Genomic DNA, 26,905 nt, shown 5'->3' with positions numbered 1-26,905 from the left:
CTCGCCACAAATCAAGCGAGGGCTGTATCCATCACCATCATCAAACAGAACCCCATCAGCAGCCCGAGGCTGGCAAGCTTGTCATGACCATTGCGGCGCGACTCGGGAATGATTTCATGGGTCACCACCAGCAACATCGCCCCCGCCGCCAGCGCCAATCCCAAGGGCAACAGCAGCTCGGCCAGGCTTACCAGCCAGGCGCATAGCAGTGCAAACACCGGCTCGACCAACCCTGATGCGGCACCGATCAGGAACGCCTTGATCCTGGACATCCCTGCCCCGGCCAGTACCAAAGCGATGACCAACCCTTCCGGCACATCCTGCAAGGCAATGCCCATGGCCAGGCTATCGGCGTCAGGCATTGCGCCACCGGCCGAAACACCGACCGCCATGCCTTCGGGAATGTTGTGGGCAATGATCGCAAACACGAACAACCAGATGCGCGGAGCAATGACCGGTCGCTCCAGTGTGCCGACCAGTATGTCCGGGCTGACCCCGGAGACCTTCCGATCCACCAGGAACAACCCGAACGCACCGAGCATAATGCCGAAGCTGATCAGCCCACTGGACGCCCAGGGTGACAGGCCAAGCCCTTCGGCGGCAGAGATGCCCGGAACGATCAGCGAAAATGCCGTCGCCGCGAGCATCACGCCAGCACCAAAGCCAAGCAGTGTGTCGCTGAGCACCTGCGGCATCCGGCTAATCACCAACACCGGCACCGCGCCCAGCGCGGTACCCAAGGCGCAGATCGCACCGCCTTGCAGTGCACGTAGCAGCTTCGGCTCAAGATCAAGCCACGCCAGCCCGTGGGCAACCAATAGGCTCATACCTGCCAGCAGTAACAGCGATCCAAACGCGTAACGAAACATCCGTCCACTTCCGATCGCCAGTGTTTCAGTGCCCATAGCCCAGCCTTGGATTTGTTTTTTAGAAGACTTAAACCAGTGCGGCCTGATAGCGCGCTGCGACTTGCGGCCAATTGATCACGTTGTAGAACGCGCTGATGTATTCCGGACGACGGTTCTGATAACGCAGGTAATAGGCGTGCTCCCAGACGTCGAGGCCCAGAATCGGGGTATTGCCGTTCATTAGCGGACTGTCCTGGTTACCGCTGCTTTCCACCACCAGGGTCTGTTGCGGGGTCACGCTCAGCCAGGCCCAGCCACTGCCGAAGCGGGTCAATGCAGCCTTGGTAAAGGCTTCCTTGAATCTGTCGAGGCCGCCCAGTTGTTCATCGATGGCCTTGGCCAGCGCACCTTCGGGCTCACCACCACCGCCGGGCGTCATGACTTCCCAGAACAGCGAATGGTTGGCGTGGCCGCCGCCCTGATTGATCACCGCTGCGCGAAGTTTTTCCGGCAACTGCTGAACGGCAGACACCAGCTTCTCCACGGACCAATCGGCATACTCGGTGCCCTCGACGGCCGCGTTGAGGTTGTTGATGTAAGTCTGGTGATGCTTGGTGTAGTGAATCTCCATGGTCTGCGCATCGATATGCGGTTCCAGGGCGTCGTAGGCGTACGGCAAGGCAGGCAGGGTAAAAGCCATGTTCAATGGACTCCATGATGATGAGGCGCAGACAAAGCGACATCGATGTGCAGCAGTCGATGGGTACGCGGATATTCGCCATGTTCACTGATGAAATTCAGCAGCTCGACGTAGGTCTTGCTGCTCTGGCGCAACGCGGCTTCTCGCAATGCCTGCGGCAGACGCGGGTCCTGCATGGTCTGCAACAGCCGTTGATGGATGGCACACAAGTATTCGGCGCTCTCCTCCGGCTGGTTCAGACACAAGTGCAGGTCCGCCAGGTTGTGATGGGAAATCACGCAGGCCGCCACCGCTTCGTCGGCATCCGCCCAGCGCTCGAACAGCACCTGGGCCAGGGCCAACGCCTGCAGATACGCCTCGCGGGCATCGACCAGTTCACCCAGCATGAAAAAACGGTTGGCTCTTTCGATCGTGCGTTTCCAGTGCTCCATGGTGCGCCTCCAAAGCGGTAACGGGGCTTACACGCCGCCCGCGGTGAGTTTTTCCGGGTTGAGCAACTCTTCCAGCTGGCTGCGCGACAGATCGGTGTGTTCCAGCGCGACGTCAATCACCGGCCGGCCTTGCTGATAGGCCTTCTTGGCAATCTCGGCAGCCTTCTGGTAACCGATGACCGGGTTGAGCGCGGTCACCAGAATCGGGTTGCGTGACAGCGCTTCCTTGATCCGGCCTTCGTTGACCTTGAAGCTGGCGATGGCCTTGTCTGCCAGCAGACGGCTGGAATTGGCCAGCAACTCGATACTGCTCAACAAGTTCTGGGCGATGATCGGCAGCATCACGTTCAGTTCGAAATTGCCCGACTGACCGGCGATGGTGATCACGCTGTCGTTGCCGATGACCTGAGCCGCGACCATCGCGGCGGCCTCGGGAATGACCGGGTTGACCTTGCCCGGCATGATCGAAGACCCCGGCTGCAAGGCTTCCAGCTCGATCTCGCCAAGGCCGGCCAACGGTCCGGAGTTCATCCAGCGCAGGTCGTTGGCGATTTTCATCAGCGATACGGCGGTGGCTTTTAGCTGCCCGGAAACGGCAACGGCAGTGTCCTGGGAGCCGATCAGTGCGAACAGGTCCTTGCCTGGCTGGAACTCAACATGGGTCAATTTGCTTAGCTGCCGGCTGAAACGCGCCGCGAACTCGGGGTGGGCGTTGACACCCGTGCCCACCGCCGTACCGCCCTGGGCCAGGGATTGCAGGCTTGGCAGCAAGTCCTGCAGATGGCTGATGTTGGCCCTGAGCTGCTGCGCCCAACCATTGAGCACTTGGCTCATGCGCACCGGCATGGCGTCCATCAGGTGTGTGCGCCCGGTCTTGACGTGGCGATGAACCTGCCCGGCCTTGCGCTCGATGACCTGCACCAGATGCGTCAGCGCCGGCAGCAGTTGTTCATGGAGCGCCAGTGCTGCGCTGACATGAATGGTGGTCGGGATGATGTCGTTGCTGCTCTGCCCGCAGTTGACGTGATCGTTGGGGTTCACCGCCTCGCCAAGCAAGCGGCTGGCCAGCGTGGCGATCACTTCATTGGCGTTCATGTTCGAACTGGTGCCGGAACCGGTCTGGAAGACATCCACCGGGAAGTGCTGCATGAAATCGCCTTCGAGCAAGCCTTGGGCCGCATCGACGATGGCTTTGCCCTGGGCTTCGCTGACCTGCTTGAGCTCGACGTTGGCGCGGGCGGCCGCTGCCTTGGCAAGGATCAACGCGCGGATGAACTGAACCGGCATCGGTTTGCCGCTGATCGGGAAGTTATCCACTGCACGCTGGGTCTGTGCGCCGTAGAGGGCGTCTTCCGGGACCTGAAGCTCGCCCATGCTGTCGCGCTCAATACGTGTCTTGTTCATCAGAAAATCCTTGCACCAGTTCAGTAAGAGGAATCGAGGGCTGCAACTCGCAGGTAGCAAGTTGCCAGGTGTAGCTTTGCCAACGCTTGAGGCGGCATTTGCACAACGAAAGGCGTTCCAGTTCGCGCAGCGGGCGCCAGGCCTGGTCAAGACAGTAGGTGCGCCAGTGCCACGGCAGCGCGACATCGGAAGCGGTATCGAGCAACAAACGGAAAGAAGTTTCGGCGACGGTCCAGGGTGAGGTGGCCGTGCAACACGCCAGATACCGGCCTTCGGCCAGGTAGTGATCGATCAGGCGAGGCTCATCGGGGTTCATCGCGCAACGGATCTGGCGACTCATCCAGCGCCAGCTTTCGAGGTAAGGCTGCTCGTGCAAGGCAGAACTCATGATCCGGGGCTCATTCGATAATGAGATTTATTATTAAATGATAATGAGAAACAAAACAATACCGAAAAAATACAACAGGGTCATTGTGGGAGCGAGCTTGCTCGCGATGGCGTCATCACTTTCAACATTGATTTCGTCTGACGCACCGCTATCGCGAGCAGGCTCGCTCCTACAGGGGAACTGTGTTGTAGCCAATAAAAAAGGCGCGCCACCCAATGGGTGGCGCGCCTTTTGGTGAAGCGGCCGAGGCTTAGCTGCCCGCCACCGTCATCCGCTCGATCAGCACCGAACCGGTGCGAATGTTGCTGCGCAACTCAAGATCGTTACCCACGGCAACGATCTGTTTGAACATGTCGCGCATGTTCCCGGCGATGGTCACTTCCTGCACCGCGAACTGGATTTCGCCATTCTCGACCCAGTAACCCGCCGCACCACGGGAGTAATCGCCGGTCACCATATTGAGGCCCTGCCCCATCAATTCAGTCACCAGCAAGCCACGCCCCATGCGCCGCAGCAAGGCGGCCTGATCTTCGTCGCCATGGGTGACGAACAGGTTGTGCACGCCGCCGGCGTTTGCCGTGCTCGGCATGCCGAGCTTGCGGCCGGAATAGGTGCCGAGGATGTACGACACCAACTCGCCCTTTTCGACGAACGGTTTGGCGTAGGTTGCCAGACCATCACCGTCGAACGCGGCGCTGCCCATGGCACGCATCAGATGCGGACGCTCGTCGATGGTCAGCCACTCAGGAAACAGCTTCTGCCCGAGGGTCCCCTCAAGGAACGAAGACTTGCGATACAGGCTGCCGCCGGAAATCGCCGACAGGAAACTGCCGAACAGCCCCCCGGCCAACTCTGCGGAAAACAGCACCGGCACCTCGCAAGTCGGCACCGGACGCGCGCCCAGACGGCTCGCCGCCCGTTGCGCGGCGCGCTGGCCGATGCTCACCGGGTCGGCGAGCAGATTGCCCTGGCGGTTCACGTCGTACCAATAATCGCGCTGCATCTGACCATCGGCCTCGGCGATCATCACGCAGCTCAGGCTGTGGCGAGTCGATGCGTAACCGCCGATAAACCCGTGGCTATTGCCATAAACGCGGCAACCCTGATGGGTACTGAGAGTGGTGCCGTCGGCGTTCTTGATCCGGCTGTCGGCAGCAAACGCCGCGGCTTCGCAAGCCAGGGCCTGTTCGATGGCTTGTTCCGGTGTGATGTCCCATTGGTGGAACAGGTCGAAATCCTGGATTTCCCGCGCCATCAGTGCGGCATCCGCCAGGCCCGAGGCTTCGTCTTCAGAGGTGTGCTTGGCGATGGCCAGTGCTGCGGCGACTGTCTCGCGGATCGCATCAGGACCGCTGGCCGAAGTGCTGGCCGAGCCTTTGCGCTGCCCCACGTACAAGGTGATGCCGAAACCCTGATCACGGTTGAATTCAACGGTTTCGACTTCACGCTGGCGCACCGTGGTCGACAAGCCCTGCTCCAGGGACACTGCCACTTCACAGGCACTGGCGCCCTGGCGCTTGGCTTCAGCGATGATCTGCTCGACTTGTTCCTGCAGTGCCGGCAACGCTTGTGGGCCGACGCTTTCAACTGCACTCATGCTGTTCTCCACTCAAATTCTGCTTTCGGTGACGGTCATCGAGCGACCGGGCCGGACAAGCGGCCCCCGACTGGTTATCATGGCGGCGTTTCTTTGCGGACGGCCACCATGGTTGATTCTTACGACGACTCCCTCGATACGGGAGAAAAAAGCAAATCCCAGGTCAAACGCGAGCTGCATGCTCTGGTTGACCTTGGCGAGCGCCTTACAACACTCAAGCCTGACTTGCTGGCAAAACTGCCCTTGACCGACGGAATGCGTCGGGCTCTGGCCGATGCGCCCAAGCACACCGCGAACATCGCGCGTAAACGGCACCTTCAGTTCATCGGCAAACTGATGCGCGATCAGGACACTGCCGCCATTCTGGTTCTGCTCGATCAACTCGATGCCTCCACCCGTCAATACAACGAACGCTTCCATAACCTGGAACGCTGGCGCGATCGTCTGATCGCCGGCGATGATGCCGTTCTGGAAAAATTCGTCGTCGACTACCCGGACGCGGACCGCCAGCAATTGCGTTCCCTGATCCGTCAGGCCCAGCATGAGGTTGCGCAAAACAAGCCTCCTGCTTCCAGCCGTAAAATCTTCAAGTACATCCGTGAGCTGGACGAGACTCAACGCGGTCTGCGTTAATTCTCGAATCGGGTGAGCTGCCTCGCAGCTCACCCGCAGCCTCACTGCTTACGAACCCGTGCCACCCACGGTGATCGCATCAATCTTCAGCGTTGGCTGGCCGACACCCACCGGCACCGACTGCCCATCCTTGCCACACGTGCCCACGCCGCTGTCCAGCGACAGGTCATTACCGACCATCGACACCCTGCTCATGGCTTCCGGCCCGTTGCCGATCAGGGTCGCGCCCTTGACCGGAGCGGTGATCTTGCCGTCCTCGATCAAGTACGCCTCGCTGGTGGAGAACACGAACTTGCCACTGGTAATGTCCACCTGACCGCCGCCGAGGTTGGCGCAGTAGATGCCGCGCTTCACCGAGGCGATGATTTCCGCCGGGTCGCTTTCGCCGGCGAGCATGTAGGTGTTGGTCATGCGCGGCATCGGCAGGTGCGCGTAGGATTCGCGACGACCGTTACCGGTGCGCGCCACGCCCATCAGGCGGGCGTTGAGCTTGTCCTGCATGTAGCCCTTGAGTACGCCGTTTTCGATCAGCGTGGTGCACTCGGTCGGCGTGCCTTCGTCATCGACGCTCAATGAGCCACGACGACCGGCCAGGGTGCCGTCATCGACAATGGTGCACAGCTTCGACGCAACCATCTCGCCCATGCGCCCGCTATAAGCCGAACTGCCCTTGCGGTTGAAATCGCCTTCCAGACCGTGACCGACGGCCTCGTGCAGCAGCACGCCCGACCAGCCGGAACCGAGCACCACCGGCAAGGTACCGGCCGGTGCCGGAATGGCTTCGAGGTTGACCAGCGCCTGGCGCAACGCTTCACGGGCATAGCCCATGGCGCGGTCTTCGCCAAGGAAATAACGGTAATCGGTGCGACCGCCACCGCCATGACCGCCACGTTCGCGGCGACCGTTCTGCTCGACGATCACACTGACGTTGAAACGCACCAGCGGACGCACATCCGCCGCCAGGCCGCCGTCGGTGGAAGCCACCAGAATCCGCTCCCAGACACCGGCCATGCTCACGGTGACTTGCTGGATGCGTGGATCGAGGGCGCGGGTCGCGGCATCGATGCGCTTGAGCAAATCGACTTTCTCGGCACGGGTCAGCACTTCCAGGGGATTGTCCGGCGCATACAGCTGCGCGACATCCTGACTGGTGAATGCCTGCACGGTGCCGTGCTGTCCGGCCCGGGAAATCGAACGGGCGGCCCGCGCCGCCGCGCCCAGGGCTTCCAGGGTGATGGCATTGCTGTAGGCAAAGCCGGTCTTTTCACCCGATTGCGCGCGCACGCCCACACCTTGGTCAAGGTTGAAACTGCCTTCCTTGACGATGCCGTCTTCCAGCGCCCAGGACTCGGAGATCTGCCCCTGGAAATACAGGTCGGCCGCATCGATGCCCGGCCCGGCCAGGTCGCCGAGTACGCCTTGCAGGCTCTCGATCGTGACGCCACCGGGCGCCAGCAGGTGTTCACTGACTGAGGACAACAACTCGCTCATATGCTTTACGCCTTAAATTCGTCGTTCTGATGCAGGTCGCTGGGCGCCCTGCGAGAAAAAGCGCCGGTGACTGGACACCGGCATCCGCGCCCGGATGGACGCCTGTTCGCTGCTGTCGCGTTCGGCCAGCAGCACGGCCTCGCCTTGATCCTGTTGCGCCAGCACACGCCCCCACGGGTCGACGATGGCGGCATGGCCAAAGGTTTCCCGCGGCCCCGGATGCGTCCCGCCCTGGGCAGCCGCGAGCACGTAACATTGCGTCTCTATGGCTCGCGCACGAATCAGCACATCCCAATGCGCCGCGCCGGTCACCGCCGTGAAGGCCGAAGGAGCGGTAATCAGCTCCGCGCCGGCCGCACGCAATTCGCTGTACAGCTCCGGAAAGCGCAGGTCATAGCAGACTGTCAGGCCAACCCGGCCGACGGGCGTGTCCGCCACGACCACTCCGCTGCCATAAGCATAGTCATCGGATTCACGATAACGGCCACGATTGTCCGCCACGTCGACGTCGAACAGGTGCAGCTTGTCGTAGCGCGCCACCGTTTCGCCGTGGTCATCGACCAGCAACGAACAGGCATGCACTTTCGCCGTCGGCTGATCCACCGGCGGCAACGGCAACGTGCCGGCCACTATCCATAACTTGAGGTCGCGTGCGGTCTGTTTCAACCATGGCAGGATAGGGCCTTCGCCCAGTGCTTCGGCGCGCCCGATGTCGGCAATGTCGCGCCGGCCCATGGCGGCGAAGTTTTCCGGCAATACCGCCAGTTTCGCGCCACCGGCGGCCGCTTGCTCGAGCAGCCGACGGGCCCGGACCAGATTGGCCGGCACATCGCTCTGGCTGACCATTTGAATCACCGCTACAGACATGGCGCACTCCTGGAGTCGTATGCGGCCATGCTACTCCATAGGCTTGCCGAGCGCCTTTTCAAAAGGATCTCAAAAAGCCTTGTCGAAGGTAATCTTCGGTTCTTTCCACGGCCCTTTGACGCTGTACTTCACACTGGCGAAACGGGCGACCCGGTCACCGATCAGCTTGTCGATCAGGAACAGCGCCCCGCCGACCGCGGGTGCGCCGACGATCAGTGCGGCAATCGGCAAGTTGTTGGTCACCGGCAAGGTCACCATCAGTTTCGCATCGATCTGATCGGCCACCATGTTCAGGGTGCCGTCGAGTTCAATGGTGCTCGACGGCCCCGTCAGCTGGATCGGCTTACGGGTGACATACACACCATTGGTCCCGACCAGCAGTCCCTTGACCCGGTCATAACTCAGGCCTTTGCCGAACAGGTCGGAGAAGTCCAGGCGCAGGCGCCGGCCGATGGAGTTGAAGTTGAGCAAGCCAAATACCCGCAGCGCCTGGGCACTGCCCTCAACTTCGACGAACTGGCCCTGATTGAGCGTCGCATCGAGCGTGCCGGAGAAACGCTTGGTCGCCACCCAGGTCGGCGAGCCGGGCCAGTTGCCATCAACGTCCATATAGAAGTCCTGGCTGGTGACGCTCGGCGCAAACCCCCAGCCCTTGAGCACATCGGCCAGGTTCTTGCCGCTGATGCGTCCCTTGTACCAGCTGTTGCTGGCGCCGGGCATGCCTTCCCAGCCACCACTACCGACCAACAGCATGCCCTTGAGGCCCAGGTCCAGGGAGTTGAACACGATGCCCTTGGGCGTTGGCCGAATCTTCAGCGACCAGCCCCCCACCAGATCCTGGCCCTGGAATAGCTGATTGATGGTGATATCCATCGCGGGGATTTTCGTCGGGTCCACCGACACCAGCGGATCCGGCGAGTTTTCATCGGCCAGCACGGTCGGGTCCGGTGCGGGCAGGCGCACGGTTTGCAGATTGATCGTGATTGGCGTGGCCTTCAAATCGGGAAGATTGGCGCTGCCCTTGATCTGCTGGCTGTCCAGTTGCAGCGCCCAGGCGGAAGGCTTGCGCGCCAGCTGGATCGAGGCCTGATCGAGGGTGGTGCCGATACCGCTGAGCTTGCCGACCTGGAAATCCGCGCCGCTGAGCAGTTGCCTGGCGCTGCCGCCTGGGTCCTGTCCGGCGTATCTGTCCACCAGGTCCTTCCACGGGCCAACGTCCAGCTCCGACAGCACGCCCCGTATCCGCAGGCCTTTGGTGCCCGGCAACACAGCCTCGCCGCCACCGAGAAACAAGTCCCCGCGACCATCGGCGAAATTGCTGGCCGGGGCCGCGAACGTGAAACTCGCCAGGTCCCCGTAGTTGGCCCAATAACGCCGCTCGTCGCCCTGCAAAGTCATGCGGAACGTCGTGTCGCGCCCGGCCTCGGAAGTCATGCCGAACGGTGCTGGCAAATCGACAGCCACGCCCCTGAGGCTGGAATTGACCATCAACTGGCTGTCGGCGCCGTCCAGGGTCAGTTGCAGTTGATACGGGATCACGCCGCTCACCGGCAGAGGCTGGGTCACCTTCAGCCAGTCGGTCAGTTTCTTGACCTCGACCTGCCCTGACGCAGCCACCCGGGTATTGAGCCTGCCCGGGCTGCCATCGGCAAAAATCTGTGCGGTGACCGGTTTGTCGAACGCCCGGGCGCTGATGTTGTGCCCGCTCAGGCCTTTGTCGCTGTCGAAACGGAAATCACCTTTTAGTTGGGTCAGTTCCAGCACAGGTTCGGCCAGTTTCAAGCGTGCCTTGGCGGTCTTGAAGTCGACGAGGATCTTCGGTTCCTCGCCTTTTGCCAGGGGAATATCCAGCTTCAACTTGCCTTGCAGGTCACCCTCGCCTTCCCAGCCGGCAAAGGTTGCCCCAGTACCGATCGGTGCTTCCTGGAGAATTTTCAGGCCATCGCCCAAACCGCCGGCAAATCCGCCATCGAGGAACAAATGAACGTTCTGCCCGGCCGGCACATGGGGAATGTTGACGTAGATATCGTTGACCTGGGTGTCGAGCAACTGGCCCTTGCTGGCCAGAATCCGCACGCCGCTGTCCTCGACAAACACATCACCGCTGACCTTGCTGACATGGGGCCAGCCCGGCTGGAAGGCCAGTTCGGCATCGTGGACCTTGAAGAACAGACTGATGCTGCGATCGACGTCCGCGGCACCATGGCTGAGCGACCCTTGATACTGGAAGAAGCCTTGATCCACCGCGCCCTTGAGAATCGCCGTGCGCAGCCATTCATCCAGCGCCGGGCTGAGGACTGCCGGCAGGTACTTGGCGGTGTAGCGACCGTCACCGTCCACCATGCCGACCCGCAGGTCCATGTAGTCTTCCTGAGTGCTATCGAAGTGCAGGCGAATCAGGAAGTCGCCGGCGATCTTGCCTTCCTCGCCCAGCACTTTCAGATACGGCGCGATCAGAGTGAAACCTTCTTTGTCGAGTTTCCAGGTCAGCCGCGCATTGGCCTGAATATACTGCCATGGCTTGGCGAAAATCGGGTCCAGGTGCAGCATGAAATCCTTGCTGTCCATGCGCAACTCACCTTGCCCCAGGTCACCGCTGATGCTGCCGCTGACATTGCGCGCCGCCGGCGCGCCGTGATAGGCGTCGAAGCCTACCTGGTCGAGGTTGGCGGCAAACCCGAACTTGCTGTCGTCGATGGCATTGGGGCGGAAGTCGACCAGCACGTTACGCAGGCCACCCGTGACCTTGAGCCGCTCGACAACCGTGGCAAAACCTTCTGGCAACGGCGCCAGGGCGTTTAGCAGTGGGGTCAGCGGAGTGAGATCAACCCGGTCGGCTTGCAGGTGCCAGAGCTCTTCGGTTTTATCAGTGGCGGCGCTTTGCGTGAGCTGCAAATGCGTTTCCCAGCGGGTCTCGCCGAGGTTCATCGCCAGGGAGTCCAGAGTCACTGACGCGCCTTTGGCGCCGCGCTGGAAGTATCCGTTGAGCGCCAGGTTATTGATCTGGATCGGCTGACGCTCGGCGTAGGCTCCCTTGAGTTGTGGCGCGTTCAAGCGCACCGCAGCGCTTTGCAAGGTGCCTTTGCCCCAGTTCACCCACAGCTCGCCGCCGGCCTTGATTTCGGAAAAATTCCACTGCTGGGTCAGACTTTCAGGCAACCACTTCGACCAGTCGCTTTGCGGCAGGCTCAGGTAGACCTCCGCTTCAGCGTCCTTCCATTCGCTGGCTCGAATACGGGTACGCAGACTCATGGCCACCGGTTGCCCGTCAGGCAGGGTCAGCCGTGCGTCGAGCCGCTGCCGCGACGCCCCGATTTTCAGATTCAGGCCGACATAAGTCAGGGTCAGCGGCGACTGGCCAAACGGCTGCAAGGTCACCTGACTGTCGAGCACCGACAGTTGCTGGATCATCTGCATGCGATTGAGCAGTTGTTCCGGATCGGTCGGCTGGTCTTGCTGCACCGGCAAACCTTCCAGTGCCCATTGACCGTCCTCAGCCTGCTTGAGGTTGATCTTCAGGCCACTGAATTCCAGATGAGCGATGCGTACCTGACGTGCCAGCAGGCTGGCCCAAAGGTCCGGCACTGCGCGCACCTGATCCAGGCGCAAGGCATTGGCGCCCTCGCCGACAGTCACGTCGCGGGCCATCAATATAGGGGCGAATCCACTCCAGTTGCCTTCGAGCTCGCCGATCTGCAACGGCATGCCCAAGGCATCGCTGGCTTTGGTTTCGATGTCGGCACGGTACTCGGCGACTAACGGCGTCAGCTCCCGGCCAAGGCTGACGTAGAGCGCCATCAACACCAAAACCAACGCGCACAGGCCCAGACCCCAGCGGGTCAGTGCGGCCAAAATGCGTGTCAGACGATCCATGTCAGGTGGCTCCCATGGCAAAAGTTTTGCAAAAAGCTGAGGCCAGCCCTTCTCGAACAATCAATACGAAACGCTTCAGAGCAGCACCACGTCGTATTGTTCCTGGGAATACATGGTTTCGACCTGAAAGCGGATGGTTCGCCCGATAAACCCTTCCAGTTCGGCAACGTTGCCCGACTCTTCGTCAAGCAGGCGGTCCACCACTTTCTGGTTTGCCAATACACGATAGCCTTCCGCCTGATAGGCGCGAGCCTCGCGCAGGATTTCACGGAAGATTTCGTAGCAAACGGTTTCCGGGGTCTTGAGCTTGCCCCGTCCCTGACAGGCATTGCACGGCTCGCACAGCACTTGTTCAAGGCTTTCGCGGGTGCGCTTGCGGGTCATCTGCACCAGGCCCAACTCGGTGATACCGATGATGTTGGTCTTGGCGTGATCGCGCTCCAGTTGCTTTTCGAGCGTACGCAACACCTGGCGCTGGTGTTCTTCATCTTCCATGTCGATGAAGTCGATGATGATGATTCCGCCCAGGTTACGCAGGCGCAATTGACGGGCGATGGCCGTCGCGGCTTCGAGGTTGGTCTTGAAGATGGTCTCTTCGAGATTGCGATGGCCGACGAACGCCCCGGTGTTGACGTCGATGGTGCTCATGGCTTCCGCCGGATCGACCACCAGATAACCGCCGGACTTGAGCGGGACCTTGCGCTCAAGTGCCTTCTGGATTTCGTCTTCGACGCCATACAGGTCGAAAATCGGCCGTTCGCCCGGGTAATGTTCCAGGCGGTCGGCAATCTCGGGCATCAGCTCGGCGACGAATTGCGTGGTTTTCTGGAAGGTTTCCCGAGAGTCGATGCGGATCTTCTCGATTTTCGGGCTCACCAGGTCCCGCAGGGTGCGCAGCGCCAGACCGAGGTCTTCGTAGATCACGCTGGGCGCACTGATGGTTTTGATCTGGGCGTTGATCTGATCCCAGAGACGGCGCAGGTAACGGATGTCCATGAGGATTTCATCGGCGCCGGCACCTTCGGCCGCCGTGCGCAGGATGAAACCGCCGGCCTCCTTGATCCCTTCCTTGGCCACGCAGTCGGTGACCACTTGCTTGAGGCGTTCGCGCTCGGCTTCGTCTTCAATCTTCAAGGAAATGCCGACGTGAGCGGTGCGCGGCATGTACACCAGGTAACGCGAAGGGATCGACAGTTGAGTCGTCAGGCGCGCGCCTTTGGAACCGATCGGGTCCTTGGTCACTTGCACCACCAGGCTCTGGCCCTCGTGCACCAGCGCACTGATACTCTCGACCGCCGGGCCTTCGCGCAGGGAAATTTCCGACGCATGAATGAACGCGGCACGGTCCAGGCCGATATCGACGAATGCCGCCTGCATTCCCGGCAATACCCGCACGACTTTGCCTTTATAGATGTTGCCGACGATCCCGCGCTTTTGCGTACGCTCGACGTGGACCTCTTGCAGGACACCGTTTTCGACCACCGCCACGCGCGATTCCATCGGCGTGATGTTGATCAGAATCTCTTCACTCATGGCAGGGTCTCGTTCAGGCATGTTCACGATAATGGCCGCATCTGTTCAGAACGTTGCTTGGTGTGCGTTCCGGGGTTGCCAACAGGGTATGCCGAAATGGCCGAGCAGTTCCGCGGTTTCGCAAAGCGGCAGTCCGACCACCGCTGAATAACTTCCATCGAGCCCGGCGACAAACACCGCACCCAGTCCTTGAATGCCATAACCGCCCGCCTTGTCCTGTGGTTCGCCACTGGCCCAGTAAGCCACGGCTTCTTCACGACTGATATCCCGAAAACGCACGCGACTGGTGACAACCCGGGATTCGCAACGTTCGCCATCGAGCACGGCAATCGCGGTCAGGACTTCATGCTCACACCCTGACAGCATCATCAGCATGGCGCACGCATCCGCTTGATCAACCGGTTTGCCGAGAATTTTTCCATCGAGCACCACGGCGGTATCGGCGCCGAGCACGCAGAACGGTTCGTCGGACACGACGCTGCCGCGCCCGGCTTCGGCCTTGCCGCGCGCCAAGCGCTCGACGTAGGCCGACGGGGATTCTTGAGCTAAAGGAGTTTCATCGATATCCGCACTGATGGCGCGGAACGGTACGCCGATCTGCGTGAGCAGCTCACGTCGACGCGGCGAACCAGAGGCGAGGTACAACCGTTTCATCAAGACCTCTCCCTGTCCAATGCCTGAGCGAATTAATTGATTTTGTAGCGTCGACGCAGTCCGCGCAAACCGAAACTGATCCAGGGCCAGAGCAGCGCACTGACCAGTGCCGGCAGCACCAGTGCCAGCGTCGGCTGACGATTGCCGGTCAAGGCGCTGAGCCACAGTTGTACAAGCTGGGCGAGGCCGAAGATCACCAGGATCACCAGGCTCTGCTGCCACATCGGGAACATCCGCAGGCGTTGCTGCAGCGCCAGCACCAGATAGGTGATGAGCGTCAGGATCAAGGCGTTCTGCCCCAGGAGCGTGCCGTAGAGCACGTCTTCAGCCAGCCCCAGGCAAAACGCCGTCACCATCCCGACGGTCTGCGGCAGGTTCAACGCCCAGAATGCCAGCAACAAGGCCAACCACAGCGGGCGCAGGATCTCCATGAATTGCGGCAAAGGCGAAACACTCAGCAGCAGGCCGACGGCAAACGTCAGCCAGACTATCCAGCCGTTTCGGGATGCTTTTACACCGCCCATTATTCTCTCCCCACTGGAGTGGCCGGCGCGGAGACTGGCGGTTTGGCGGCAGGCTTCGCGGCAGCGGGTTGCGCTGTCGGCGGTTTAGCCGCCGCAGGATGCGAGGCCGCAGGCTTGGCTGGCGTGGTGGCAGGCTTGGCGGGTGCGGTGGCCGCAGGCGCCGCCGTGGCAGGAATCGCCGGTGCCGCAGCCGGTGCAGCGGGGGCCGCGGGGCTGACCAGCTTCGGAACCGTCGCCGGAATGGTCGGCCCACCGCCCTGTGCATCCAGGTTTTCCTGGGCCTGGGCGGCAGCGTTGACGCGCTCTTCGGCGGTCCGGTTGTCGCTGAACACCAGCAGCAGGTAACGGCTACGGTTCAAGGCGGCGGTTGGAACGGCGCGGACAATGGCAAACGGCTGGCCGGAATCGTGAATCACTTCCTTGACCGTCGCCACCGGATAACCGGCCGGGAAACGCTGACCGAGGCCGGAGCTGACCAGCAAGTCGCCTTCCTTGATGTCGGCGGTATCGGCCACATGCCGCAACTCGAGACGCTCCGGGTTGCCGGTGCCGCTGGCGATCGCCCGCAAACCGTTACGGTTCACCTGCACCGGAATGCTATGGGTGGTATCGGTCAGCAGCAAGACGCGGGAGGTGTAGGGCATCAACTCGACCACCTGGCCCATCAGGCCACGGGCATCGAGTACCGGCTGACCGAGGACCACGCCGTCGCGCTCACCTTTATTGATGATGATGCGATGGGTGAAGGGGTTGGGGTCCATGCCGATCAACTCGGCCACTTCGACCTTCTCATTGACCAGTGCCGAAGAGTTGAGCAACTCGCGCAGCCGAACGTTCTGCTCGGTCAGGGCGGCCAGCTTCTGCATGCGCCCCTGCAACAGCAGGTTCTCGGTCTTGAGTTTTTCGTTTTCGGCGACGAGTTCGGTCCGGCTGCCAAACTGACTGGCAACGCCTTCCCACAGTCGTCCGGGCAGGTCGGTGATCCAGTAGGCGTCCATCAGCACCAGCGACATCTGGCTGCGTGCAGGCTTGAGCAGACTGAAACGGGCATCGACCACCATCAGTGCGACCGATAGCACGACCAGCACCAACAGGCGCACGCCCAGTGAAGGGCCCTTGGTGAAAAGCGGTTTAATAAGCCGCTCCTCCCAGGCAAATGTTCTGTTTATTCATACGGCGGCAATCCGGCCTGGATGCAGACTGACAGAAGATAAACGCGAACAGGCAGCACTGCAAAGTGCCGCCTGCGCGCTCAACAGCATAGAGGCAATCCGGCGACTTATTCGCTGGAAAGCAGGTCCATGGTGTGTTTATCCATCATTTCCAATGCACGGCCACCGCCGCGAGCAACGCAGGTCAGCGGGTCTTCGGCAACGATCACCGGCAGACCGGTCTCCTGGGCCAGCAATTTGTCCAGGTCACGCAGCAAGGCGCCACCACCGGTCAGTACCAGGCCACGCTCGGCGATGTCGGAAGCCAGTTCCGGCGGCGATTGCTCCAGGGCGCTTTTCACGGCCTGAACGATGGTTGCCAGGGACTCTTGCAGAGCTTCCAGCACTTCGTTGGAGTTCAGGGTGAATGCCCGTGGAACGCCTTCGGCCAGGTTGCGACCGCGAACGTCGACTTCGCGAACTTCGCCGCCCGGGTAGGCGGTACCGATTTCCTGCTTGATGCGCTCGGCGGTGGATTCACCGATCAGGCTGCCGTAGTTGCGGCGCACGTAGGTGATGATCGCTTCGTCGAAACGGTCGCCGCCCACACGTACGGACTCGGCGTAAACCACACCATTGAGGGAGATCAGCGCGATTTCAGTGGTACCGCCACCGATATCCACGACCATCGAACCGCGGGCTTCTTCTACCGGCAGGCCGGCACCGATCGCAGCGGCCATTGGCTCTTCGATCAGGAACACTTCACGGGCACCGGCACCGAGGGCCGATTCACGGATGGCACGACGCTCAACCTGGGTGGATTTGCATGGAACGCAGATCAACACGCGAGGGCTAGGCTGCAGGAAGCTGTTTTCGTGAACCTTGTTGATGAAGTACTGCAGCATTTTTTCGCAAACGCTGAAGTCGGCGATCACGCCGTCCTTCATCGGACGAATGGCAGCAATGTTGCCCGGCGTACGGCCCAGCATGCGCTTGGCTTCGGTGCCGACAGCAACGACACTTTTCTGGTTACCGTGTGTCCGAATGGCCACAACCGATGGCTCATTCAGGACGATACCGCGCTCGCGCACGTAAATAAGGGTGTTGGCAGTGCCCAGGTCAATGGAAAGATCGCTGGAAAACATGCCACGCAGTTTCTTGAACATGGGAAAGGGACCCTAGGCAACGCGTGGGTAAAAAAGTGCGGCAAACTCTAACAACGACAGGGATTTTGGGCAAGGCGCCAATATGTTAAATTGGCCGCTTTTCTGTGCACCAAGCCCCACAATCGCGGCCTTATGACCGTAGAAGTGCGGTAGTGTTCCGACAATCTAACACACGGACGCCGTCCGTTTTGTTTTCCACTGGAGAATCCCAATGGCGCTTGAACGCTCCGACGTGGAAAAAATCGCTCATCTGGCCTGCCTTGGCCTCAATGATGCCGATCTTCCACACATCACTTCGGCCCTCAACAGCATTCTCGGGCTGGTCGACGAAATGCAGGCGGTCAATACCGACGGTATCGAACCGCTGGCCCACCCACTGGAAGCCAGCCAGCGCCTGCGCGCAGACGTCGTGACCGAGACCAATCACCGCGAGGCCTACCAGTCCATCGCACCAGCGGTCGAAAACGGCCTGTACCTGGTTCCGAAAGTCATCGACTAATAGGGAAAGAGCCTGCAATGCATCAATTGACTCTGGCCGAGATCGCCCGCGGACTCGCCGATAAAAAGTTTTCCTCCGAAGAGCTGACCAAGGTCCTGCTGGTGCGCATCGCCCAGCTCGATCCGCAGCTCAACAGTTTCATCAGCCTCACCGAAGACCTGGCGCTGACGCAGGCGAAAGCCGCTGACGCCCGCCGGGCCAATGGTGAGAGCGGCGCCCTGCTCGGCGCGCCGATCGCCCACAAGGACCTGTTCTGCACCCAGGGCATTCGGACCAGCTGCGGCTCGAAGATGCTCGACAACTTTAAAGCGCCGTACGACGCCACCGTCGTCGCCAAGCTGGCCGCTGCCGGGGCCGTGACCCTGGGCAAGACCAACATGGACGAATTCGCCATGGGTTCGGCCAACGAGTCGAGCTACTACGGCGCGGTGAAAAACCCTTGGAACCTGGACTACGTGCCCGGCGGTTCGTCTGGCGGTTCGGCAGCGGCGGTTGCCGCTCGTCTGCTGCCAGCGGCCACCGGCACCGACACTGGCGGCTCCATTCGTCAGCCTGCGGCCCTGACCAACCTCACCGGCCTGAAACCGACCTACGGTCGCGTTTCGCGCTGGGGCATGATTGCCTACGCGTCCAGCCTCGATCAGGGCGGTCCATTGGCACGCACCGCCGAAGACTGCGCGATTTTGTTGCAAGGTATGGCCGGCTTCGATCCGAATGACTCCACCAGCATCGATGAACCCGTGCCGGACTACAGCGCCAGCCTCAGCGGTTCGCTGCAAGGCCTGCGCATCGGCGTGCCGAAAGAGTATTTCAGCGCCGGTCTCGACCCGCGCATCGCCGACCTGGTCATGGCCAGCGTTGAAGAGCTGAAAAAGCTCGGCGCCGTGGTCAAGGAAATCAGCCTGCCGAACATGCAGCACGCGATCCCGGCGTACTACGTGATCGCCCCGGCGGAAGCCTCGTCCAACCTGTCGCGTTTCGACGGCGTGCGTTTCGGCTATCGCTGCGAAGACCCGAAAAACCTGGAAGACCTGTACAAGCGTTCCCGTGGCGAAGGTTTCGGACCGGAAGTGCAGCGCCGGATCATGGTCGGTGCCTATGCGCTGTCGGCCGGTTACTACGACGCCTATTACCTGAAGGCGCAGAAGATTCGTCGCTTGATCAAGAACGACTTCATGGCGGCCTTCAATGAGGTCGACATCATCCTCGGCCCAACCACGCCGAACCCGGCCTGGAAGCTTGGCGCCAAGAACAGCGACCCGGTCGCTGCGTACCTGGAAGACGTCTACACCATCACCGCCAACCTCGCGGGTCTGCCGGGCTTGTCCATGCCGGCCGGTTTTGTCGAGGGTCTGCCGGTCGGCGTGCAACTGCTCGCTCCGTATTTCCAGGAAGGCCGCTTGCTCAACGTTGCGCACCAGTACCAGTTGAACACTGACTGGCACACCCGCACCCCAACCGGCTTCTGAGGAGACACACATGCAATGGGAAGTCGTGATCGGGCTGGAGATTCACACCCAGCTCACCACCCGGTCGAAAATCTTTTCCGGTAGTTCCACCACGTTCGGTTCCGAGCCGAACACCCAGGCCAGCCTCGTAGACCTGGGCATGCCCGGCGTGCTGCCGGTGCTGAACCAGGAAGCGGTGCGCATGGCGGTGATGTTCGGTCTGGCGATTGACGCCGAGATCGGCCAGCACAACGTGTTCGCGCGTAAAAACTACTTCTATCCGGACCTGCCAAAGGGCTACCAGATCAGCCAGATGGAATTGCCGATCGTCGGCAAGGGCCACCTGGACATCGCCCTGGAAGACGGCACGGTCAAACGTGTCGGCATCACCCGCGCGCACCTGGAAGAAGACGCCGGCAAGAGCCTGCACGAAGAGTTCAGCGGCGCCAGCGGCATCGACCTGAACCGTGCCGGCACGCCACTGCTGGAAATCGTCTCCGAACCGGACATGCGCAGCGCCAAGGAAGCCGTGGCTTACGTCAAGGCGATCCACGCGCTGGTGCGTTACTTAGGGATCTGCGATGGCAACATGGCCGAAGGTTCGCTGCGTTGCGACTGCAACGTGTCGATCCGTCCCAAAGGCCAGGTCGAATTCGGCACCCGCTGCGAGATCAAGAACGTCAACTCGTTCCGCTTCATCGAGAAGGCAATCAACAGCGAAATCCAGCGTCAGATCGAATTGATCGAAGACGGCGGAAAAGTGATCCAGCAGACCCGCCTGTACGACCCGAACAAGGACGAAACCCGTCCGATGCGCAGTAAAGAGGAAGCCAACGACTACCGTTACTTCCCCGATCCGGACCTGCTGCCGGTGGTCATCGAGAACTCGTTCCTCGACGACGTGCGCGCCACTCTGCCGGAATTGCCACCGCAGAAGCGCGAGCGCTTCCAGGAGCAGTTCGGCCTGTCGGTCTACGACGCCAGCGTCCTGGCCACCAGCCGCGAACAAGCCGATTACTTCGAGAAAGTCGCGAGCATCGGCGGCGACGCCAAACTGGCGGCGAACTGGGTGATGGTCGAGTTGGGCAGCCTGCTCAACAAGCAAGGCCTGGACATCGAAGAGTCGCCGGTTTGCGCAGAGCTTCTGGGCGGCATGCTGCTGCGCATCAAGGACAACACCATCTCCGGCAAGATCGCCAAGGTGGTGTTTGAGGCGATGGCCAACGGCGAAGGCAGCGCGGACGAGATCATCGACAAGCGCGGCCTCAAGCAAGTGACCGACACCGGCGCCATCTCGGCGGTACTGGACGAAATGCTCGCGGCCAACGCCGAGCAGGTCGAACAATACCGCGCGGCAGACGAAGCCAAGCGCGGTAAAATGTTCGGCTTCTTCGTCGGCCAGGCCATGAAAGCCTCCAAAGGCAAGGCCAACCCGCAACAGGTCAACGAACTGCTCAAAAGCAAGCTCGAAGGCTGATGAGGATGGAGCCAGCTCTAAAATCTGGCTCCATTCCCTGTGGGAGCGAGCCTGCTCGCGATAGCGGTCCGGCACTCAACGATGAGTTGACTGTCAGAACGCTATCGCGAGCAGGCTCGCTCCCACAATTGTTTCGGGAAAACCTTGAATGAAACGTCTATTCGGCGCCTGCGCCCTGCTCTCTCTGTTGGCCGGTTGCGCCAGCACCGACACCGTCGATCCGCATGGCTACGACAAAACCGGCGTGGCTTCGTACTACGGCGCCAAACACCAAGGCAAACGCACCGCCAACGGCGAGCGTTTCAACATGAATTCCATGACCGCCGCCCATCGCCAGCTACCCTTCGGTACACGGGTGAAGGTCACCAATCTGAATAACGACAAATCCTGCGTGGTACGCATCAATGATCGCGGGCCGCACACCCGTGGCCGCCTGATCGACCTGTCCAAGGAAGCCGCCGAGCGCCTGGGCATGCTGCGCAGCGGCACCGCGCGGGTTCGCGTGCAAGCCCTCGACGACTGACCGATGGAGCCCCGACCATTTTCGGACTAGCCGACTTACCCCTGATCAGCGTGATCGAATTGTTCAGCGGATTGTTCCTGCTGATTGTCGGCGCCGAATTGATGGTGCGCGCCGCCGTACGCATCGCCGCGCGATTGCACGTACGACCGCTGATCATCGGCCTGACCATCGTCGCCCTCGGCAGCAGCGCGCCGCAGATGGCGGTCAGCCTGCAAGCGACCCTGGCGCACAATGCCGACATCGCCGTCGGCAGTGTGATCGGCAGCAGCATTTTCAACATCCTCGTCACCCTCGGATTGTCCGCACTCATTATTCCTTTGCGGGTTTCCCGGCAACTGGTGCGCCTGGATATTCCGTTGATGATCGGCGCCAGCCTGCTGGTGTTCGTACTCGCCTGGAATGAAGAACTGACCCGTACCGACGGCGTGATGTTGCTGACAGCACTGGCGATTTACCTGGGCTTGTTGCTGCGCCAGTCACGGCATTCGGGACGGCCGGTATCCAGTCATGACCATCATGCGCAAGCGCCTTGGCTCAGCAGTCTGCTGATGATCGTCGCCGGGCTGGCGATGCTGGTGTACGCCGGGCACTTGCTGCTGGGCGCGGCAGTTGCGGTCGCTACCGATCTTGGGTTGTCGGAGCGGATCATCGGCCTGACCATCGTCGCCGTCAGCACCTCACTGCCGGAACTGGCCACTTCGTTGATCGCGGCTATGCGCGGCGAGCGCGACATTGCCGTGGGCAACGTGATTGGCAGCAACCTGTTCAACCTCCTGGGTGTGCTCGGTTTTACCGCCCTGGTGGCACCGTCGCCGCTATCGGTATCGCCCAACGCCCTGGATTTCGACCTGCCGGTGATGCTCGGCGTCGCGGTACTGTGCCTGCCGCTGTTCTACACCGGCTACCGCGTAACCCGCGCCGAAGGCCTGCTGTTTTTGGGTTTGTACCTGGCGTATGGGCTGCACGTGGTGTCGTTCACCACCGGCATGCCCCTGGCCGGCAAGCTGGAACACTTGATGCTGTTTTTCGTCCTGCCGACGCTGGTGGCGTTCTTGCTGTTCACGTCGCTACGCGCCTGGCATCGCCAACACCATAAGAAGGAAGTCCCATGACCGAGAATAAAAAACCCGGCGTTGAAGTCCGCCGCCAAGTGATGGGCGACGCCTTCGTCGACCGCGCACTGGGCAACGCCACCGAGTTCACCCGGCCGCTGCAGGACTTCGTCAATGAACACGCCTGGGGCGGCGTGTGGAATCGCGAAGGCCTGCCGCTGAAAACCCGCAGCCTGATCACCCTTGCCGCTCTGACTGCACTCAAGTGCCCGCAGGAGTTGAAAGGTCATGTGCGCGGTGCGCTGAACAATGGCTGCACTGTGGATGAGATTCGCGAGGCGCTGCTGCATTGCGCGGTGTATGCCGGTGTGCCGGCAGCGATCGATGCGTTTCGGGCGGCGCAGGAAGTGATTGATAGCTACCAGAAGCCTGAGTGAGTCATTGAAATTAAGGCTGCCTGATCTGGCGCCATCGCGAGCTTGCTCGCGATGAGGCCCTCAGGAACACCGCAACTCCAGAGGTCAGATCCACCCACCCCACTGCAAAAAGAAGATCCCGACATTGGTGGTGATCGCCGCCATCAGCGTAGTGATCACGATAATCGCCGCCGCCAGTTCGTGATTGCCATCCGCCGCCCGCGCCATGACAAAACTGGCAGCGGCGGTCGGACTACCGAAGTACAGGAACAGAATCCCCAGTTCCGCCCCGCGAAAGCCCCACAACCACGCCCCCAGCGTCGCCAGCACCGGCAAGCCGATCATCTTCACCAGGCTTGAACTCAGCGCCATGTTGCCGCTTTTGCGCAGTGACGCCAGGGATAGCGTGCCGCCGATGCAGATCAGCGCCAGCGGCAGCGTGGTTTGCGCCAGATACTGGCCGGAGGTCTCCAGCCAGCCCGGCAGACCGATCTTGAAATAGGCGAAAGGTGCAGCCGCAATCACGCTGATGATCAGCGGATTGCTGAACACACTTTTGCAGATGCTCCACGGATCGGACTTGATTACCGGGCTGTACACCGCCAGCACGATGGTCGACAGCGTGTTGTAGAACAGGATCACCAGCGCCGCGAGGATCGCCCCGAGGGAAATCCCGTAGTCGCCGTACATGCTTGCGGCCAGCGCCAGGCCGATGACCCCGTTGTTGCCGCGAAATGCACCCTGGGTGTAGATCCCCCGATCTTCCCGCGGGCACTTCCATATCGCCCAACCCCATGCGATGGCAAAACACGCCAGGGTCGCGAGGGAGAAGTAGATCAGCAGCGCTGGTTGCAGTGCCGCGTGCAGGTCGGCATGCAGGATGCCCAGAAACAGCAACGCCGGCATGGTGACGTTGAACACCAGGGCCGACGCGGTGTGGATGAAGTTGTCGTTGATCCAGTCGATGCGCTTGAGCAGCACCCCCAGAAACAGCATGGCAAACACCGGCGCGGTGATGTTCAGGGTTTCGAGGAAAATTGCCAGCATGCCGGAGTGGACCTTGATGGTGTCGTTAGTTGGCTAATGATAAGCCACCAAGGACGTTGGCGTCTGGAAGATCGCCATCGCGAGCAGGCTCGCTCCCACAGGGATCTTCCTTGTTGCACAAACTGTGTGAACACCGAAGATCCCTGTGGAAGCCAGCCTGCTGGCGATGAACGATAACGCGGTTTCAGGTGATCGGCGCCGGGTTGAACAGGGTAATGTCGTTATGCAGCTTGTGCTGCTCGGCCCAGGTCTGTTTCTTGCCACTGGCCACGTCCAGGTAGTAGTGGAACAGCTCCCAGCCCAGCTCCTCGATCGATGCGCGACCGGTGGCAATGCGTCCGGCGTCGATATCGATCAGGTCCGGCCAGCGTTGCGCCAGTTCGGTCCGGGTCGAGACCTTCACCACCGGTGCCATGGCCAGCCCGTAAGGCGTGCCACGACCAGTGGTGAACACATGCAGATTCATCCCCGCCGCCAACTGCAAGGTCCCGCAGACAAAGTCGCTGGCCGGGGTCGCGCAGAAGATCAGGCCTTTGCGTTTGAAACGCTCGCCAGGGCCAAGCACGCCGTTGATCGCGCTGCTGCCGGACTTGACGATAGATCCCAGGGATTTCTCGACAATGTTCGACAACCCGCCCTTCTTGTTGCCCGGCGTGGTGTTGGCACTGCGATCCGCCTCGCCCTTGGCCAGGTAACGGTCGTACCAGTCCATTTCCCGCACCAGTTCCTGAGCGACGTCCTGGTTTTCCGCGCGTGAGGTCAGCAGGTAAATGGCATCGCGCACTTCGGTGACTTCGGAAAACATCACCGTCGCACCGGCCCGCAGCAGCAGGTCCGAGGCATAACCGAGCGCCGGGTTGGCGGTGATGCCGGAGAACGCATCACTGCCGCCGCATTGCATGCCCAGAATCAGCTCGGACGCCGGCACGGTTTCCCGGCGACGCTGATCGAGCTTCTTCAAGCGCGTCTCGGCCAGTTCCATGATCTGCTCGATCATTTCGGTGAAGCCGTGACTGGAGTCCTGCAAGCGGTACAACCAAGGCTCGCTGAGATCCACCGAGCTGTCGTTGTCGTGCATCACCTGCCCGGCCTGCAATTTCTCGCAGCCCAGGCTGATCACCAAGGCTTCGCCACCCAGGTTCGGGTTGCGGGCCAGATTGCGCACGGTGCGGATCGGGATGTAGGCGTCGGTGGCGGTGATGGCCACGCCGCAGCCGTAGCTGTGGGTCAGCGCCACCACGTCATCGACGTGCGGGTACTTGGGCAGCAACTCATCCTTGATGCGCTTGACCGCATGATCCAGTACCCCGGTCACGCACTGCACGGTGGTAGTGATGCCGAGAATGTTACGCGTGCCGACGGTGCCGTCGGCATTGCGATAACCCTCGAAGGTGAAGCCTTCCAGCGGTGCTTGTGCGGCCGGTACATCGGTGGACAGCGGCAGGCTGTCCAGCGGTGGCGCGGTCGGCATGCGCAGTTGATCTTCCTTGACCCAGCTGCCGCGGGGAATCGGCTGCAAGGCATAGCCAATGACCTGACCGTAACGAATCACCTCGCCACCTTCGGGAATATCCTCCAGGGTGACCTTGTGGCTCTGTGGCACGAAGTCCACGGTAACCAGGCCGTCCGCAAACTCGGTGCCGGCCGGTACACCCTGATCATTGACCACGATCACTACGTTATCCCGCTCGTGCAGGCGGATGTAGCGCGGCGAGTCAGAATGTTCAATCAACTGCATGACGCCGCTCCTCAGGAATGCGCTTGAGACAATTTACCAGGGGCTTCAGTACCGTTCGCGGGTGGCTCTTTGAGCACCACACGCTTGATCGGGCCGACGATGACCAGATAGCTGAACACTGCGACCAAGGCGTTGCAACCGACAAACACCAGTGCCCACTTGAACGAACCAGTGGAACTGATGATGTAGCCGATGACGATCGGGGTGGTGATGGACGCGAGGTTACCGAAGGTGTTGAACAGGCCACCGCTCAGGCCGGCGATCTGTTTCGGCGAGGTGTCGGACACCACCGCCCAGCCCAGTGCGCCCACGCCTTTGCCGAAGAACGCCAGGGCCATGAAGCCGACGACCATCCATTCAACGTCCACATAGTTGCAGGCCACGATGCTGCTGGAAACCAGCAGGCCGGCGATGATCGGTGCCTTGCGGGCAAAGGTCAGGGAGTGGCCTTTGCGCAGCAGGTAATCGGAAATCACCCCGCCGAGCACACCACCGATAAAGCCGCAGATCGCCGGCAAGGACGCGATGAAACCGGCCTTGAGGATGGTCATGCCGCGTTCCTGCACCAGGTACACCGGGAACCAGGTCAGGAAGAAGTAGGTGATGCCGTTGATGCAGTACTGGCCCAGGTACACGCCGAGCATCATGCGGTTGGTCAGCAATTGACGGATGTAGTCCCACTTCGGACCGTCGGTCTTCTTGCCTTTGCCCTTGTCCTGGTCCATGTCGACCATGCCGCCGTTGTCGGCGATGTGCTTGAACTCGGCGTCGTTGATCATCGGGTGCTGGCGCGGGCTGTAGATCACTTTCAGCCAGATGCCCGAGAAGACGATGCCGATCACGCCCATGACGATGAACACGTGCTGCCAGCCGAAGCTGTAGACGATCCAACCCATCAGCGGTGCGAACAACACGGTGGCAAAGTATTGCGCCGAGTTGAAGATCGCCGAGGCAGTGCCGCGTTCAGCGGTCGGGAACCAGGCCGCCACGATACGTGCGTTACCCGGGAAGGATGGCGCCTCAGCCAGGCCCACCAAAAAGCGCAGCATGAACAGCGCGACCACGGCGGTGGACATGCCGAACTCGCCGACATAACCCTGCAGCACGGTGAACAGCGACCAGGTGAAGATGCTCAGTGCGTAGATTTTTTTCGAGCCGAAACGGTCCAGCAGCCAGCCACCGGGAATTTGCCCGGCCACGTAGGCCCAACCGAATGCGGAGAAGATATAGCCGAGGGTAACGGCGTCGATGCCGAGGTCTTTTTGCAGGCTGGAGCCGGCGATTGCGATGGTAGCCCGGTCGGCGTAGTTGATCGTGGTCACCAGAAACAGCATGAGCAGGATCAAATAGCGGACGTGAGTCGGCTTTTGGGTCGATTGCATGTAGATGTACTCCCACAAATTATTTTTATGCGCGGGTTGTAGGAGCGAGCCTGCTCGCGATGG

Annotated in this window: 24 protein-coding genes; 7 read left to right on the top strand and 17 right to left on the bottom strand. The window is 61.1% G+C overall.

Annotation, left to right across the window (positions count from 1 at the left end):
- Positions 1–11: 11 nt before the first annotated feature.
- From AC3ITA_RS04140 to pmbA, 6 genes are all read right to left on the bottom strand, one after another.
- Complete coding sequence (locus AC3ITA_RS04140) at positions 12–905, bottom strand: ZIP family metal transporter (RefSeq protein WP_489279549.1); 894 nt, start codon at positions 903–905, stop codon at positions 12–14.
- Positions 906–936: 31 nt separating this feature from the next.
- The gene (locus AC3ITA_RS04135) at positions 937–1,548 is read right to left on the bottom strand and encodes a superoxide dismutase (protein ID WP_095944263.1); all 612 of its coding nucleotides are present in this window, start codon (positions 1,546–1,548) and stop codon (positions 937–939) included.
- 2 nt (positions 1,549–1,550) lie between these two features.
- A complete protein-coding gene (locus AC3ITA_RS04130) occupies positions 1,551–1,979 on the bottom strand; it encodes a DUF2753 family protein (protein ID WP_414929768.1) in 429 nt (142 codons plus the stop codon).
- Between the two features lie 27 nt (positions 1,980–2,006).
- Positions 2,007–3,383 (bottom strand): class II fumarate hydratase, encoded by a 1,377-nt coding sequence (locus AC3ITA_RS04125; protein ID WP_489279546.1) that lies wholly within the window; start codon positions 3,381–3,383, stop codon positions 2,007–2,009.
- Positions 3,364–3,771, bottom strand: coding sequence for a FagA protein (locus AC3ITA_RS04120; protein ID WP_414929769.1), 408 nt, complete (start codon positions 3,769–3,771; stop codon positions 3,364–3,366). The genes AC3ITA_RS04125 and AC3ITA_RS04120 overlap by 20 nt, the downstream gene beginning before the upstream one ends.
- A gap of 250 nt (positions 3,772–4,021) precedes the next feature.
- Positions 4,022–5,368 (bottom strand): metalloprotease PmbA, encoded by a 1,347-nt coding sequence (gene pmbA / locus AC3ITA_RS04115; protein WP_095944258.1) that lies wholly within the window; start codon positions 5,366–5,368, stop codon positions 4,022–4,024.
- 108 nt (positions 5,369–5,476) lie between these two features.
- Between pmbA and yjgA the strand changes: the two genes are divergently transcribed.
- Positions 5,477–6,001: a ribosome biogenesis factor YjgA gene (gene yjgA / locus AC3ITA_RS04110; RefSeq protein WP_056728351.1), complete on the top strand. Its 525-nt coding sequence runs from the start codon at positions 5,477–5,479 to the stop codon at positions 5,999–6,001.
- Between the two features lie 48 nt (positions 6,002–6,049).
- Here the strand turns inward: yjgA and tldD are convergent, their stop codons facing one another.
- The 8 genes from tldD to mreB all read right to left on the bottom strand — a co-directional run bounded on the left by tldD (position 6,050) and on the right by mreB (position 17,260).
- Entirely contained in the window at positions 6,050–7,492 is a 1,443-nt protein-coding gene (gene tldD, locus AC3ITA_RS04105) for a metalloprotease TldD (protein WP_489279545.1), read from the bottom strand.
- 12 nt (positions 7,493–7,504) lie between these two features.
- Entirely contained in the window at positions 7,505–8,359 is an 855-nt protein-coding gene (locus AC3ITA_RS04100) for a carbon-nitrogen hydrolase family protein (RefSeq protein WP_489279544.1), read from the bottom strand.
- A gap of 69 nt (positions 8,360–8,428) precedes the next feature.
- Positions 8,429–12,232 carry a YhdP family protein gene (locus tag AC3ITA_RS04095; protein WP_489279542.1) on the bottom strand — a complete coding sequence of 1,268 codons (3,804 nt, stop codon included), beginning with the start codon at positions 12,230–12,232 and terminating at the stop codon, positions 8,429–8,431.
- Positions 12,233–12,307: 75 nt separating this feature from the next.
- A complete protein-coding gene (rng, locus tag AC3ITA_RS04090) occupies positions 12,308–13,765 on the bottom strand; it encodes a ribonuclease G (RefSeq protein ID WP_008018726.1) in 1,458 nt (485 codons plus the stop codon).
- A 45-nt stretch (positions 13,766–13,810) separates the two neighbouring features.
- The gene (locus tag AC3ITA_RS04085; RefSeq protein WP_095944254.1) at positions 13,811–14,419 is read right to left on the bottom strand and encodes a Maf family protein; all 609 of its coding nucleotides are present in this window, start codon (positions 14,417–14,419) and stop codon (positions 13,811–13,813) included.
- Between the two features lie 32 nt (positions 14,420–14,451).
- The gene (mreD, locus tag AC3ITA_RS04080) at positions 14,452–14,943 is read right to left on the bottom strand and encodes a rod shape-determining protein MreD (RefSeq protein WP_007970244.1); all 492 of its coding nucleotides are present in this window, start codon (positions 14,941–14,943) and stop codon (positions 14,452–14,454) included.
- Positions 14,943–16,079: a rod shape-determining protein MreC gene (mreC, locus tag AC3ITA_RS04075; protein WP_150672192.1), complete on the bottom strand. Its 1,137-nt coding sequence runs from the start codon at positions 16,077–16,079 to the stop codon at positions 14,943–14,945. The genes mreD and mreC overlap by 1 nt, the downstream gene beginning before the upstream one ends.
- 143 nt (positions 16,080–16,222) lie before the next feature.
- Positions 16,223–17,260 carry a rod shape-determining protein MreB gene (gene mreB / locus AC3ITA_RS04070; RefSeq protein WP_002555108.1) on the bottom strand — a complete coding sequence of 346 codons (1,038 nt, stop codon included), beginning with the start codon at positions 17,258–17,260 and terminating at the stop codon, positions 16,223–16,225.
- Between the two features lie 211 nt (positions 17,261–17,471).
- Here mreB and gatC point away from each other — a divergent pair, with 211 nt between their 5' ends.
- The 6 genes from gatC (at position 17,472) to AC3ITA_RS04040 (ending at position 22,696) form a co-directional block, all read left to right on the top strand.
- Complete coding sequence (gene gatC / locus AC3ITA_RS04065) at positions 17,472–17,759, top strand: Asp-tRNA(Asn)/Glu-tRNA(Gln) amidotransferase subunit GatC (protein WP_007901429.1); 288 nt, start codon at positions 17,472–17,474, stop codon at positions 17,757–17,759.
- Between the two features lie 17 nt (positions 17,760–17,776).
- Positions 17,777–19,228, top strand: a complete 1,452-nt coding sequence (gatA, locus tag AC3ITA_RS04060; RefSeq protein WP_489279539.1) for an Asp-tRNA(Asn)/Glu-tRNA(Gln) amidotransferase subunit GatA — start codon at positions 17,777–17,779, stop codon at positions 19,226–19,228.
- Between the two features lie 10 nt (positions 19,229–19,238).
- The gene (gatB, locus tag AC3ITA_RS04055; protein WP_150672193.1) at positions 19,239–20,684 is read left to right on the top strand and encodes an Asp-tRNA(Asn)/Glu-tRNA(Gln) amidotransferase subunit GatB; all 1,446 of its coding nucleotides are present in this window, start codon (positions 19,239–19,241) and stop codon (positions 20,682–20,684) included.
- A 148-nt stretch (positions 20,685–20,832) separates the two neighbouring features.
- On the top strand, positions 20,833–21,207 hold the full coding sequence (locus AC3ITA_RS04050; protein WP_095944250.1) for a septal ring lytic transglycosylase RlpA family protein: 375 nt from the start codon (positions 20,833–20,835) through the stop codon (positions 21,205–21,207).
- Between the two features lie 50 nt (positions 21,208–21,257).
- On the top strand, positions 21,258–22,319 hold the full coding sequence (locus AC3ITA_RS04045) for a calcium/sodium antiporter (RefSeq protein WP_489279536.1): 1,062 nt from the start codon (positions 21,258–21,260) through the stop codon (positions 22,317–22,319).
- Complete coding sequence (locus AC3ITA_RS04040; RefSeq protein ID WP_095944248.1) at positions 22,316–22,696, top strand: carboxymuconolactone decarboxylase family protein; 381 nt, start codon at positions 22,316–22,318, stop codon at positions 22,694–22,696. The genes AC3ITA_RS04045 and AC3ITA_RS04040 overlap by 4 nt, the downstream gene beginning before the upstream one ends.
- A gap of 84 nt (positions 22,697–22,780) precedes the next feature.
- On the opposite strand, the gene AC3ITA_RS04035 is transcribed toward AC3ITA_RS04040, so the two are convergent.
- The 3 genes from AC3ITA_RS04035 to AC3ITA_RS04025 form a co-directional block, all read right to left on the bottom strand.
- Positions 22,781–23,722 (bottom strand): AEC family transporter, encoded by a 942-nt coding sequence (locus AC3ITA_RS04035; RefSeq protein WP_489279534.1) that lies wholly within the window; start codon positions 23,720–23,722, stop codon positions 22,781–22,783.
- A gap of 184 nt (positions 23,723–23,906) precedes the next feature.
- Positions 23,907–25,460, bottom strand: a complete 1,554-nt coding sequence (garD, locus tag AC3ITA_RS04030) for a galactarate dehydratase (protein ID WP_095944246.1) — start codon at positions 25,458–25,460, stop codon at positions 23,907–23,909.
- 11 nt (positions 25,461–25,471) lie between these two features.
- The gene (locus AC3ITA_RS04025) at positions 25,472–26,842 is read right to left on the bottom strand and encodes an MFS transporter (protein ID WP_095944245.1); all 1,371 of its coding nucleotides are present in this window, start codon (positions 26,840–26,842) and stop codon (positions 25,472–25,474) included.
- Positions 26,843–26,905 lie beyond the last annotated feature (63 nt).

It is taken from the genome of Pseudomonas sp. GL_090 (genome assembly GCF_057837765.1).
Note: the sequence above shows the minus strand (reverse complement) of the source record. Positions and strands in the feature narration are given on the sequence as shown.

Coding starts and splice junctions, on each gene's coding strand:
- AC3ITA_RS04130 (WP_414929768.1), bottom strand. CDS start 1,979: ATGGAGCACTGGAAACGCACGATCGAAAGAGCCAACCGTTTTTTCATG.
- AC3ITA_RS04095 (WP_489279542.1), bottom strand. CDS start 12,232: ATGGATCGTCTGACACGCATTTTGGCCGCACTGACCCGCTGGGGTCTG.
- gatB (WP_150672193.1), top strand. CDS start 19,239: ATGCAATGGGAAGTCGTGATCGGGCTGGAGATTCACACCCAGCTCACC.
- mreD (WP_007970244.1), bottom strand. CDS start 14,943: ATGGGCGGTGTAAAAGCATCCCGAAACGGCTGGATAGTCTGGCTGACG.
- AC3ITA_RS04085 (WP_095944254.1), bottom strand. CDS start 14,419: ATGAAACGGTTGTACCTCGCCTCTGGTTCGCCGCGTCGACGTGAGCTG.
- mreB (WP_002555108.1), bottom strand. CDS start 17,260: ATGTTCAAGAAACTGCGTGGCATGTTTTCCAGCGATCTTTCCATTGAC.
- rng (WP_008018726.1), bottom strand. CDS start 13,765: ATGAGTGAAGAGATTCTGATCAACATCACGCCGATGGAATCGCGCGTG.
- AC3ITA_RS04050 (WP_095944250.1), top strand. CDS start 20,833: ATGAAACGTCTATTCGGCGCCTGCGCCCTGCTCTCTCTGTTGGCCGGT.
- AC3ITA_RS04040 (WP_095944248.1), top strand. CDS start 22,316: ATGACCGAGAATAAAAAACCCGGCGTTGAAGTCCGCCGCCAAGTGATG.
- AC3ITA_RS04100 (WP_489279544.1), bottom strand. CDS start 8,359: ATGTCTGTAGCGGTGATTCAAATGGTCAGCCAGAGCGATGTGCCGGCC.
- AC3ITA_RS04125 (WP_489279546.1), bottom strand. CDS start 3,383: ATGAACAAGACACGTATTGAGCGCGACAGCATGGGCGAGCTTCAGGTC.
- AC3ITA_RS04135 (WP_095944263.1), bottom strand. CDS start 1,548: ATGGCTTTTACCCTGCCTGCCTTGCCGTACGCCTACGACGCCCTGGAA.
- AC3ITA_RS04140 (WP_489279549.1), bottom strand. CDS start 905: ATGGGCACTGAAACACTGGCGATCGGAAGTGGACGGATGTTTCGTTAC.
- pmbA (WP_095944258.1), bottom strand. CDS start 5,368: ATGAGTGCAGTTGAAAGCGTCGGCCCACAAGCGTTGCCGGCACTGCAG.
- gatA (WP_489279539.1), top strand. CDS start 17,777: ATGCATCAATTGACTCTGGCCGAGATCGCCCGCGGACTCGCCGATAAA.
- garD (WP_095944246.1), bottom strand. CDS start 25,460: ATGCAGTTGATTGAACATTCTGACTCGCCGCGCTACATCCGCCTGCAC.
- tldD (WP_489279545.1), bottom strand. CDS start 7,492: ATGAGCGAGTTGTTGTCCTCAGTCAGTGAACACCTGCTGGCGCCCGGT.
- AC3ITA_RS04035 (WP_489279534.1), bottom strand. CDS start 23,722: ATGCTGGCAATTTTCCTCGAAACCCTGAACATCACCGCGCCGGTGTTT.
- yjgA (WP_056728351.1), top strand. CDS start 5,477: ATGGTTGATTCTTACGACGACTCCCTCGATACGGGAGAAAAAAGCAAA.
- AC3ITA_RS04120 (WP_414929769.1), bottom strand. CDS start 3,771: ATGAGTTCTGCCTTGCACGAGCAGCCTTACCTCGAAAGCTGGCGCTGG.
- gatC (WP_007901429.1), top strand. CDS start 17,472: ATGGCGCTTGAACGCTCCGACGTGGAAAAAATCGCTCATCTGGCCTGC.
- AC3ITA_RS04025 (WP_095944245.1), bottom strand. CDS start 26,842: ATGCAATCGACCCAAAAGCCGACTCACGTCCGCTATTTGATCCTGCTC.